Genomic DNA, 11,886 nt, shown 5'->3' on the forward strand with positions numbered 1-11,886 from the left:
GTAAGCTCCTTACTCGATTCTCTCGAAGTCGATGGCGACCCCTGAGCGGTTCAGTTGTTGACCCGCGAGGTCAATAGCGAGGACAGCGGCCGGAACGGCTGCAACCATGCCCCCTGCTCGGGCAGCGAATCGAGGCCGATTCGCGGTAGCGGCTCCCGGAAGACATTAGGGATGTCCTCCAGGTCGACGAACTCCAAGGTATCCGACGCTAGCGCCCAGCTCGCATGTTCGCGAAATCCGAGCACCTGGACGGGGATGCCGTCGCGGGCGATCTCTTCCAACGGTTGTTTGAAGGCCTGCCCGTCCGCCGAAGCCACCAGCAGCCCGGCCAGACCCTCGTCGCGGCGCAGCGCGATGTGGTCCAGCATGTCGCTGTCGACGTCGCTGTCTTCGTCGACCTTCGGTTTGGCGAAGACCGCGAACCCCACGTTACGCAGTGCTTCCACCCAGGGCCGGACGACGTCGGCGCTGCCCGGTGCGATGTTGGTGAAGACGGTCGCCTCGGGCTCCAGCGAGACGGGAGGGGCGGTTCCTCCGAGTTGGGAAGACAGCTCGGCCGTGCGGTTCAAGAGCCAGCGGCCCAATGCGTCGAAGCGTGGCCGGTGCGCGGCCGTCGGCCTTCCACCGAGGATCGAGCCGAGTCCCATGTCGAGGTTCGGCGCATCCCAGACCAGCAGCACGCGCGCCGTCGCATCGGCCGCGGTCTGCGGCGCCTCGGGGGCCGCCACATCTTCGATGTCCTCGGTGAGGCTCATGATCGTCTGCTTTCCCCGCGCGCGTCCCCCGCAAGGGGGCGATAACCCCACATCACGTTCGTTCCCACAGCAGTTCGGCGACGTCGCTGCCGGCATGCTGCGCCTTGCCCTCGTACTTCGTGACCGGTCGCTCGACGGAGATCGGAAGCTCGTCGGACGGGTTCACCCGGCGCAGGCGCGGCTCCGCATCGCCGACCTCGGCGATCTGCTCGGCGTACCCCGCGTGGTCCGTGGCCGCGTGGAAGACACCGCCGGGGCGCAGCCGGTCGGCGATCAATCCCACGGTGGCCGGCTGCAGCAGCCGGCGCTTGTGGTGGCGGGCCTTGGGCCACGGGTCGGGGAAGAACACCCGCACACCGGTCAGCGAGCCCGGCCCGAACATGTGCTGCAGAACGTCGACGCCGTCGCCGCGGACCAGCCGGATGTTGGGCACCCCTTCGCGTTCGATGCCGGACAGCAGCTGAGCCAGCCCCCGCCGGTACACCTCGACCGCGACGACGTCGAGGTCGGGCTCGGCCTTGGCCATCGCCAGCGTCGAGGTTCCGGCTCCACAGCCGATCTCCACCACCACGGGGGCCGACCGCCCGAACCACGCGGCGGTGTCCACCAGCGGAGCCGGCACATCGCCGTCGCGCGCCTGCATCCCGATCTCGGGCCACAGCCGATTCCACGTGGCCTGCTGTGCGGCAGACAGGGTGGTACGCCGCGTACGAAAGCTGGTTACGCGGGGATAGCGGTGCTGGTGGCCGACCGGTGGGCGGGAAGCCTCGGGTCCCGAAGTCGACCCCTCGGCGACGTCGGGCCCGGGCAGATGCATTTGTCCATGGTCGCTCATCGACAGTGGAGTACCCGCATCGTGGTACAGATTGATACCCAACAGTTGCCTTCGACCGGTATCGGCGGCTATCCCCAGGAGCAGGCACGGCCGCTCCCACGACGCCGTCCGAGGTGTCACGATCATCGAAGGCGGGCCGGGGGTGAGGCCGCCGCGCCCACGACAGGGGAAGGTCACCAGATTTTCGTCGACGCGCTGCTGCAAATCAGTGAAGAGCGCCGCGATCCGCGGCTGACGGCGATCGTCAGGCGCCTCCGCGCGCCGATACGGGTCGCGGTGCGGGGTCGCCGGGGTGTCGGGCGCTCGACCGTGGCCGCGGCGTTGGCTGCCGCGGGGGTGGCGGTGTCAGCCGATGACGTGGCCGACGTCGACGTGCTGGTGATCGCCGAAGCCCTCAAACCCGAGGACCGGGCCCTTCTCGACGCGTCGGGCAGGCCCGCCGTCGTCGTCCTGAACAAGGCCGACCTCACAGGATTCGGTGCCGCGGGACCGATGGCGCACGCGTATCACCGGGCAGGCAAGGTTCGGGCCCTGACCGGGCTGCCGACGGTGCCGATGGTCGCGCTGCTCGCCGACGTGAACCTGACCGGCGAGCTGCTCGATGCGCTGGCGACTCTGCTCACCGAACCCGCCGACCTGTCGTCGACCGACGCGTTCGTGGAGGCGCCGCATCGGCTGCCGCGGGAGGTGCGCGAGCGGTTGCTCGCTGCGCTGGACCGGTTCGGCATCGCGCACGCGGTGCTCGCGCTGGGCCGCGGCGCGAGCCTCGAATCGTTGCCGAACCACCTGCGCAAGCTCAGCCAGGTCGACCGGGTCGTGGAGTACGTCGCTGCGGCGGGGGCGCCGCTGCGGTACCGGAGGCTGCGCACCGCGGTGACCCAGTTACGCGCGCTCGCAACGCAATCCGACGATTCGCGGCTGGCCGACCTGCTGGTGACCGATGATGCCGTCCTCGCGGTGATGACGGCGGCAGTCGATGTCGTCGAGGCCGCGGGGGCGAGCGTCGACCGGGGCGACGACCCGGCCACTCATCTGCGCCGCGCCTCGCAGTGGCGCCGGTACGGCGACGGTCCCGTCAATGCGTTGCACCGCGCCTGCGCGGCCGACATCAGCCGCGGTTCGCTTCGCCTGCTCGGGCGGTCGCGGTGACCGCGGAGGTGACGGGCACCGATCAACTCGCGGCGGCCGACGCGGTGGTCGCGGCCGTCGAACCCGGACTCGACCCGCCTGCGGTGCGCGCCCGCGACGTGGTGCTGGTGACGGGTCCGTGGTTGGCGGGCACCACGAGCGTGGTCGCCGCGCTTCGGGAGAGGATGCCCGAGCACACCTTCGTCGAGTCTGAAGACCTCGGGCAGGCCGAGGCGCCCGCCGCTGTGGTGTTCGTGGTCTCGGCGGTGTCACCGCTGACCGAATCCGATTGTGAGCTGGTCGATCTGGTCTCGCGTCATACCGACCTGGTGGTGGGTGTGGTGTCGAAGATCGACACCCACCGCAACTGGCGTGAGGTCTTGGCCGCCGATCGCGCGGTGCTGGCCGACCGTTCGCCCCGCTACGCCCCGGTGCCGTGGGTGGGCGTGACCGCCGCACCAGATCTGGGGGAGCCGCGCGTCGAAGAGCTCGTCGGCCTGCTCAGGCAGCGGCTGGACGATCCTGAGCTTGCACGACGAAACCGTCTGCGGGCGTGGGAAACTCGACTCGAAGCGGTGGCACGCCAGTACTGCACCGACGGTGACGGCGCCCATCGCCGCCTCCGCGTCGCGGCGTTGCACGAGCGCCGTGACGGCATCGTGCGGAATCGCCGGGTGACGAAGTCCGAACGCGGCATCGCCCTGCGCACCCAGATTCAGCAGGCCCGCGTCCAGTTGGGGTATCTCGCGCGTAACCGCTGCACCTCGGTGCGGGCCGAACTCGCCGAGGACGCGTCGGGCCTGGGTCGCAGGGCACTCGGGGACTTCGAGTCGCGGGTACGCGAGCGCCTCGGCGTGGTCGTCGGGGAGGTCGAGCAGGGTGTCACCGCGCAGCTGACCGATGTGGCGGCCCACGTCGGATTGACCGCTCCGCCGGTGTCCGACGCCCCGGCCGTTCCCGAGATCGCCCCGCCGCGGTTCAAGTCGCGGCGGCTGGAGACGCAGCTGACGATGATCCTCGGCGCCGGATTCGGTCTGGGTGTGGCGCTGGCGGTGACGCGCTTGTTCACCGGTCTGGCCCCCGGTCTGACCGTCGCAGGTCTGGTGGCCGGCGGCCTGGTGGGGCTGGTGTTGACCGTGTGGGTGGTCGGCATTCGCGGGGTGCTGCAGGACCGGGCCGTGCTGGACCGATGGCTCACCGAGATCACCGGAACAGTCAAGGCCGGACTCGACGAACGTGTCGCGACGCGGGTGCTGGCCGCCGAGAGTGCGCTGGCTTCCGAGCTGGCCGCGCTGGACGAACGCGAGGCCGCCGCAGCCGCGGAGCAGATCACCGCGATCGACGCCGAGCTGCGCCAGCACGCGCTCGAGACCGCACGAGCCGCCGCCGAACGCGACCGCAGGCTGCCGTCGCTGCAGCGCGCGCTGGACGTTGTCCGCGCCGATCTGTACGGCCGTGCGGATCCGGCGAGGCGTCCCGCCGAGGGGCCTGAGCGGACCGATGGCGGCGGTTCTGTGGGTTGACGCGCGTCAAGTCAGCGCGAAGTATTGGTAAAACGCCTGTGAAACAGCTATCTGAATCGTTCCTGTGAGTGATCGGACACACTCCCGATTCACCGCGGGCTTCTCACCCGCGATAACCTCGGTATAGGGAGACCGCAGCGCCGCCTGTCCCCGTCTGGGTGGCGCACACGGAGCCTTGGGTCCTGGCAGCAACAGACACAGGAGATTTTTCATGACCGCAGCGACCATCCCAGGTTTGGACACCGCACCGACGAAGCACAAGGGTCTGCTCGCTTGGGTTCAAGAGGTCGCCGAGCTGACGCAGCCCGACCGCGTGGTTTTCACCGACGGCTCTGACGAAGAGAACGCCCGCCTGTGCGACCAGCTCGTGGCCGCGGGCACCTTCACCAAGCTCGACGACAAGAAGAAGCCGAACTCGTACCTCGCGCTGTCCGACCCCTCCGACGTGGCCCGCGTGGAGTCGCGCACCTTCATCTGCACCGAGAAGGAGATTGACGCCGGCCCGACCAACAACTGGATGGAACCGTCGCAGATGCGCAGCATCATGACGGACCTCTACCGCGGGTGTATGCGCGGCCGCACCATGTATGTGGTGCCGTTCTGCATGGGTCCGCTGGGCGCCGAGGACCCGAAGCTGGGCGTCGAGATCACCGACTCCGAGTACGTCGTGGTGTCGATGCGGACGATGACCCGCATGGGCAAGGCCGCGCTCGACAAGATGGGCACCGACGGTTTCTTCGTCAAGGCGCTGCACTCGATCGGCGCGCCCCTGGAGCCCGGGCAGAAGGACGTGCCCTGGCCGTGCAACGACACGAAGTACATCACCCACTTCCCGGAGACCCGCGAGATCTGGAGCTTTGGCTCCGGTTACGGCGGCAACGCGCTGCTGGGCAAGAAGTGCTACTCGCTGCGCATCGCCTCGGCGATGGCGCACGACGAGGGTTGGCTCGCCGAGCACATGCTGATCCTGAAGTTGATCTCGCCGGAGAACAAGTCCTACTTCGTCGCCGCGGCGTTCCCGTCGGCGTGCGGTAAGACCAACCTCGCGATGCTGCAGCCCACGATCCCGGGCTGGCGCGCCGAGACCATCGGCGACGACATCGCCTGGATGCGGTTCGGCAAGGACGGCCGCCTGTACGCCGTCAACCCCGAGTTCGGCTTCTTCGGCGTCGCGCCCGGCACCAACTGGTCGTCGAACCCGAACGCGATGAAGACCATCGAGGCCGGCAACACGGTGTTCACCAACGTCGCGCTGACCAGCGACAACGACGTGTGGTGGGAGGGCCTCGAGGGCGAACCGCAGAACCTCACCGACTGGAAGGGCCGCGAGTGGACGCCCGACTCGGAGGAGAAGGCCGCGCATCCGAACTCGCGGTACTGCACCCCGATGTCGCAATGCCCGACGCTGGCGCCCGAGTGGGACGACCCGCAGGGTGTCCCGATTTCGGCGATCCTGTTCGGCGCCCGCCGCAAGACGACGGTGCCGCTGGTCACGCAGGCCCGCGATTGGCAACACGGGGTGTTCATCGGCGCCACGATGGGCTCCGAGCAGACCGCGGCCGCGGAGGGCAAGGTCGGCACCGTGCGCCGCGACCCGATGGCCATGCTGCCGTTCCTGGGCTACAACGTCGGTGACTACTTCGCGCACTGGATCGACATCGGCAAGCAGTCCGACGAGTCGAAGATGCCGAAGATCTTCTTCGTCAACTGGTTCCGCCGTGGTGACGACGGCCGCTTCCTGTGGCCGGGCTTCGGCGAGAACAGCCGCGTGATGAAGTGGATCATCGACCGCATCGAGCAGAAGGCCGGGGGCCGCACCACGCCGATCGGCACCGTGCCCACGGCCGAGGACCTGGACCTGTCGGGCCTGGATGTCGACGCAGCCGATGTGGACGCCGCGCTCGAGGTGAACGTCGACGAGTGGCGCCAGGAGCTGCCGCTCATCGAGGAGTGGTTCGAGTTCGTCGGCGAGAAGCTGCCCACCGGCATCAAGGACGAGTTCGACGCGCTCAAGCACCGCCTCGACGCCGAGTAACCCCCACTCAGTTCGCGCGAGCGCGCGGGTCTGCAGACGACACGCCGCGCAATGACGACACTTTGAGCACGCTCACCGCACGGTGAGCGTGCTCAAAGTGTCTGTGAAGGTTCTCTCGGACCGTTGAAACCGGATGCACTCGCCACGGTGGTGCGGGTCTCGCGGGTATGCCGGCATCGGAAACCGACACCACTTGACACCTGTCAACTGGGCGCATCGTAGAGTCGGCCCATGCAGATCCGCGAACATGCCGAGGCGACGCCCGACAAACCCGCCGTCATCATGCATCCCAGTGGCACCACGGTGACGTTCGGCGAGCTCGAGGCGCGAGCCAACCGGTTGGCCCATCACTTCCGGCAGGCAGGCCTCGTCGAGGGCGACACCGTGGCCGTGCTGATGGAGAACAACGAGCACCTGCACGTCGTGATGTGGGCGGCCCGGCGCAGCGGCCTGTACTACGCGGTGATCAACACGCACCTGACCGCAGCCGAGGCGGCCTACATCGTCGACAACAGCGGTGCCAAGGCGGTCATCGGATCACAGGCGATGCGTAAGGTCTGCGAGGAGTTGGAGGAGCACCTGCCCAACGGCCTGCCCGATCTGCTGATTCTGGCCGACGACAACCTCGATGGCTGGCAGCGCTACCCGGAATGCGTCGCGGATCATCCGAAAACCCCCATCCCCGACGAGATCGAGGGTGACCTGCTTCAGTACTCGTCCGGAACCACCGGACGCCCCAAAGGGATTCGGCGCGAACTACCCCATGTTTCCCCCGCGCAGGCCGGCAACATGCTGTCCGCCCTGCTGATGGCCATCCAAATGGACAGTGATTCGGTGTATCTCAGCCCGGCGCCGCTGTATCACACCGCGCCGTGTATGTGGACGATGTCCGCGCAGGCCATGGGCGCCACCACGGTGATCATGGGAAAGTTCGAGCCCGAGGAGGCGCTGATTGCCATCCAGAAATACGGGGTCACCAGCGGGCAGTTCGTGCCGGCGATGTTCGTCCGGATGCTCAAACTCCCGGCTGATATCCGCGATTCGTATGACCTCTCGTCGATCCGCCGAGTCGTGCATGCCGCCGCGCCCTGTCCGGTCGACATCAAGAAGCAGATGATCGACTGGTGGGGTCCGGTCATCGACGAGTACTACTCGTCCTCCGAGGGTGCGGGCATCACCTTCATCACCGCCGAGGACTGGCTCAACCACCCGGGCTCGGTGGGCAAGCCGCTGCTGGGAGAGGCGCACGTGCTCGGTGAGGACGGCGAGGAACTGCCACCGGGACAGCCCGGGCAGATCTACTTCGACATGGGCCCAATGAGTTTCGTCTACCACAACGATCCGGTGAAGACGGCCGAGTCGCGTGAGCGGCACGGGTGGGTGACGGTCGGTGACGTGGGCTATCTCGACGAGGACGGCTACATGTTCCTGACGGACCGCAAGCACCACATGATCATCTCCGGTGGGGTGAACATCTATCCGCAGGAAGCCGAGAACCTGTTGATCACCCATCCGAAGGTATTGGACGCGGCGGTGTTCGGGGTGGACGACGAAGAGATGGGCCAGCGCGTGAAGGGTGTGGTGCAGACCGTCGACCCCGCAGACGCGACCGACGAGTTCGCCGAGGAACTGCTCGAATGGCTGCGGGAACGCCTGGCGCACTACAAATGTCCGCGCTCGATCTCGTTCGAGGCGCAACTGCCCCGTACCGAGACCGGCAAGATGCTCAAGCAGGAGTTGGTCAAGAAGTACTCGTGACACACGCCGAGTTGCCATCGGGCATCGTCGTGGCGATCGAATCGCCCACTGACGAAGCCACATTCACCCTGTCAGAACATGACTCCGACGACCGGCGGGTCGTCACGGTCGCGTCTGTGGCCGATACCCTCGCCGAAGTGACGCAGCGGTGCGCCCAGTGGCCGCATGCCGCGGGCATCTGCGAGGACGTCCTTCGCGCCGTCGACCCCGCCGGCCCCGCCTTCGCCGGCGTCGTCACCGAATCGCTGGCGTACTCCACGCTGCAGTCGGGGCCGGAGTTCGCGCGCTGGCTCGAGGAGCGCGGACCCTCGCAGGTTCCCGAGATTCCCGATCCCGTTGTGGCCGAACGTATCGACGACACCGTCCATGTGCGGTTCAATCGGGTGCGACGGCACAACGCGTTCTCCACCGACGCCCGCGGCGCACTCCTGGAAGCACTGGAGGTCGCGCGGGTCGACCCGTCGGTCACCGAGGTGATCCTGTCCGGCAACGGGCCGTCATTCTGCAGCGGCGGGGATCTCGCCGAGTTCGGTAGCTTCGTCGATCCCACAAGCGCACATTTCGCCCGCACCCGCTACAGCCCCGCGCTGGTGCTGGCCGAGCTGACCGACCGCCTCGGCGAGCGCTGCCGCGCTCGGGTCCACGGTCAAGTGCTGGGCAGCGGCTTGGAGATGGCGGCGTTCTGCGGCCACATCGAATCGAGCCCGACTGCCGTCTTCGGGCTGCCGGAACTGAGTCTCGGGCTGATCCCCGGAGCGGGCGGAACGGTGAGCATCACCCGCCGGATCGGCCGTTGGCGCACAGCGTATCTGGTGTTGTCGGGCCGCACGATCGATCCGGCGACGGCGCTGCGGTGGGGGCTCATCGACGCCATCGTGTGATTTCGGTGCTCAAACGATCGCTGTGCGACTGTCAGGACACCGAAGTCACGTCAACCCGAGCGGCGTAGCGTCACCCGGTAGGTGTACTGCTCGGGCAGGAAATGGCTGACCGACAATTCCACCGGCCGGCCTTCGGCGTCGGAGTACAACCGGTCGACGCGCAACATCGGATGACCGGGTTCGCACCGCACGGCGTCCGCCACCCTACTGTCGGCGGGTGCGACCGTGATCGACTGTGCGGCCTCGACAATCGGCGCGCTCAGATGCGGCTCGAGCAGGCCGATTACGGTCTGGGTGCCGACCGCACCGTCGATAAGTTCCGGCGAGTCGGCCACCGCCGCCGCCACCGTGGGCGCCAGATGCACCGTGGTGAGCACGAACGGCACCCCGGGGTCGGTGCCGTGCAGCCGCCGGAACACCACCGTGTGCACGATGTCGTCGTCGAGGCGCAGCCTGCTGGCGGCTTCCACGTCGACCCGGCGCCGTAGTCCGCCCAGGACCTCCATCGTGGTGTCATCGGACAGGCTCATCAGATCCTCGATCGAGCCGAACTGGCGCAGGTAGCGACGTCCCGAACCACTGGCGTACGTGCCGCGGCCCGGTACCCGGTACACCACGCCCTCGGCCACCAGGTCCTGGAACGCCCGGCGCACGGTTTGTCGCGACAGGCTGTGAGTGGCAACGAGTTCCGATTCCGTCGGCAACCGGGCCCCATCGCGGTAGCGGCCGGCGGCGATCTGCTCGCGCAACTGGTCGCGCAGGGTCTGGTACGCCGGCGCAGGCCTCATCGCCTACAGACCGCCTCGTGCCACCAACTGCGAGGCGATGACGTTGCGCTGAATCTCGTTGGTGCCCTCGCCGACGATCATCAACGGCGCGTCGCGGAAGTACCGTTCGACGTCGTACTCCGTGGAATAGCCGTAGCCGCCGTGGATGCGGACCGCATTGAGCGCGATCTCCATCGCGACCTCGGAGGCGAACAACTTCGCCATCCCCGCCTCCATGTCGCACCGCTCGCCGCTGTCGTAGCGTTCGGCGGCGTAGCGGGTGAGCTGGCGGGCGGCGGTGAGCTTGGTGGCCATGTCGGCCAGGTAGTTGCCGACGGACTGGTGCTTCCAGATGGGCTGCCCGAAACTCTCGCGCTCCTGGGCGTACCGCAGCGCATCCTCCAACGCGGCCGTCGCCACGCCCAGAGCCCGCGAGGCGACCTGAATACGGCCCGTCTCAAGGCCTTTCATCATCTGCCCGAAACCCCTGCCAGGTTCACCACCGAGGATCGCCGACGCCGGAACGCGGCAGTCCTCGAAGATCAGTTCGCAGGACTCGACGCCCTTGTACCCGAGCTTGGGCAGATCGCGCGACACCGACAACCCCGTCATGCCCTGTTCGACGAGCACCACCGAGATGCCCTTGTGGCGCGGGGTGGCCGCCGGATCGGTCTTGCACAACAGCGCGATCAGTCCGGATCGCCGCGCGTTGGAGATCCAGGTCTTCGCCCCGTTGATGGTCAGGCCGTCGCCTTCGGACGGCAGCGCCGTGGTCGACATGTTCTGCAGATCGGACCCGCCACCGGGTTCGGTCAGCGCCATCGTGGCGCGGATCTCTCCTGTCGCCATCGGGGGCAGGTAGCGGCGCTTCTGCTCCTCGGTGCCGAACAACACCAGAAGCTTGGCCACGACGGTGTGCCCGCCCATCGCCCCGGCCAGGCTCATCCAGCCGCGCGACAGCTCCTGGGTCACCTCGACGTAGCAGGGCATCGACACCGGCGAACCGCCGTACTCCTCGGGGATCGCCAGGCCGTAGATGCCGATCTGCTTCATCTGCTCGATCCACGCCTCGGGATATTCGTTGGCGTGTTCGACGTCGCGCACTCGCGGTTTGACCTCGCGGTCGATGAAGGCCCGCACGGTGGCGACCAGCATCGTCTCTTCCTCATTCATGTACGGCCATATTGACACTTTGTGCGGCCCAATGCCAAAGTGGGCACCCGTGAGCGGACCGTACTTCGACGATCTGCACGTCGGGCAGGTCTTCGACACCGCCCCGCCGATGACGCTGACGTCGGGCGCGGCCGCCGTGCACCAGTCGATCGTGGGGGATCGGCTGCGGCTGGCACTCGACGGCGAGTTGGCGACCGCGGTCACCGGTGCGGCAGGCCCGCTGGCGCATCCGGCGCTGGTCTGTGACGTGGCTATCGGTCAGACCACCCTGGTCACCCAGCGGGTGAAGGCCAACCTGTTCTACCGCGGTCTGGTGTTTCACCGGTTCCCCGTCATCGGCGACACCCTGTTCACCCGCACCGAAGTGGTCGGGCTCAAGGAGAACTCCACCAAACCGGGCAGGGCGCGGACCGGATTGGCCGCATTGCGGATGACCACCGTCGACGACCTCGGCCGTTTGGTGCTCGACTTTCACCGCTGCGCGATGCTGCCGCTGCGCGACGGCGCCGGCGACACTGGGCACGCCGATGACCTGTCGGCGATCGGCACTGAGACCCCGCCGGCACCCGATCCGACCGCGGACTGGGACGCCGAGGCGTACCGCACGAAAGTACCGGGAGCCCACTTCGATCCAGAGCTCGTCGGGACCGTGCTGCACAGCTCGGCGGACGTGGTGAGCAGCGCGCCGGAGCTGGCCCGGCTGACGTTGAACATCGCTGCGACACATCATGATTGGCGAGTCAACAACCGTCGGCTGGTCTACGGCGGCCACACCATCGGGCTGGCGCTGGCCCAAGTGACCCGGCTGTTGCCCAACCTCGTCACCGTTCTCGGCTGGCAGTCCTGCGACCACACCGGGCCGGTGTACGAAGGGGACACGCTCTACAGCGAGGTGCACATCGAGAAGGCCGAGCCGCTTCCGGATGGTCGCGGTGGCGTGCTGACGGTGCGATCGTTGGTGTCCGCGGTCGATGAACAGGACCGCAACGTGCTCGATTGGCGCTTCACCGCCCTGCAATTCTGAGCCGCGC

General features: G+C 67.7%; 10 protein-coding genes. 6 read left to right on the forward strand and 4 right to left on the reverse strand.

What is annotated here, in order from left to right; all coding sequences use genetic code 11:
* Positions 1–50: 50 nt before the first annotated feature.
* Positions 51–755 carry an NYN domain-containing protein gene (locus tag AU197_RS19800; protein WP_064404662.1) on the reverse strand — a complete coding sequence of 235 codons (705 nt, stop codon included), beginning with the start codon at positions 753–755 and terminating at the stop codon, positions 51–53.
* Positions 756–807: 52 nt separating this feature from the next.
* Positions 808–1,590, reverse strand: a complete 783-nt coding sequence (gene trmB / locus AU197_RS19805) for a tRNA (guanosine(46)-N7)-methyltransferase TrmB (RefSeq protein WP_064404664.1) — start codon at positions 1,588–1,590, stop codon at positions 808–810.
* A gap of 195 nt (positions 1,591–1,785) precedes the next feature.
* On the opposite strand from trmB, the gene AU197_RS19810 reads away from it, so the two are divergent.
* From AU197_RS19810 to AU197_RS19830, 5 genes are all read left to right on the forward strand, one after another.
* Positions 1,786–2,739, forward strand: a complete 954-nt coding sequence (locus AU197_RS19810; RefSeq protein WP_502687895.1) for a hypothetical protein — start codon at positions 1,786–1,788, stop codon at positions 2,737–2,739.
* 8 nt (positions 2,740–2,747) lie between these two features.
* On the forward strand, positions 2,748–4,241 hold the full coding sequence (locus AU197_RS19815; protein WP_064405054.1) for a hypothetical protein: 1,494 nt from the start codon (positions 2,748–2,750) through the stop codon (positions 4,239–4,241).
* A gap of 211 nt (positions 4,242–4,452) precedes the next feature.
* Positions 4,453–6,276: a phosphoenolpyruvate carboxykinase (GTP) gene (locus AU197_RS19820; RefSeq protein ID WP_064404666.1), complete on the forward strand. Its 1,824-nt coding sequence runs from the start codon at positions 4,453–4,455 to the stop codon at positions 6,274–6,276.
* Between the two features lie 231 nt (positions 6,277–6,507).
* Complete coding sequence (gene fadD4 / locus AU197_RS19825; RefSeq protein ID WP_064404668.1) at positions 6,508–8,034, forward strand: fatty-acid--CoA ligase FadD4; 1,527 nt, start codon at positions 6,508–6,510, stop codon at positions 8,032–8,034.
* Positions 8,031–8,915: an enoyl-CoA hydratase/isomerase family protein gene (locus tag AU197_RS19830; protein ID WP_064404670.1), complete on the forward strand. Its 885-nt coding sequence runs from the start codon at positions 8,031–8,033 to the stop codon at positions 8,913–8,915. Before fadD4 ends, AU197_RS19830 begins: the two co-directional genes overlap by 4 nt.
* Positions 8,916–8,965: 50 nt before the next feature.
* Here AU197_RS19830 and AU197_RS19835 read toward each other — a convergent pair whose 3' ends face one another.
* Positions 8,966–9,703: a GntR family transcriptional regulator gene (locus AU197_RS19835; protein ID WP_064404672.1), complete on the reverse strand. Its 738-nt coding sequence runs from the start codon at positions 9,701–9,703 to the stop codon at positions 8,966–8,968.
* A 3-nt stretch (positions 9,704–9,706) separates the two neighbouring features.
* Entirely contained in the window at positions 9,707–10,855 is a 1,149-nt protein-coding gene (locus AU197_RS19840; RefSeq protein ID WP_064404674.1) for an acyl-CoA dehydrogenase family protein, read from the reverse strand.
* Positions 10,856–10,886: 31 nt separating this feature from the next.
* Between AU197_RS19840 and AU197_RS19845 the strand changes: the two genes are divergently transcribed.
* On the forward strand, positions 10,887–11,879 hold the full coding sequence (locus AU197_RS19845; protein WP_064404676.1) for a MaoC family dehydratase: 993 nt from the start codon (positions 10,887–10,889) through the stop codon (positions 11,877–11,879).
* Positions 11,880–11,886: the final 7 nt, after the last annotated feature.

Source organism: Mycobacterium sp. IS-1590, assembly GCF_001500025.1.
Lineage (GTDB): Bacteria > Actinomycetota > Actinomycetes > Mycobacteriales > Mycobacteriaceae > Mycobacterium.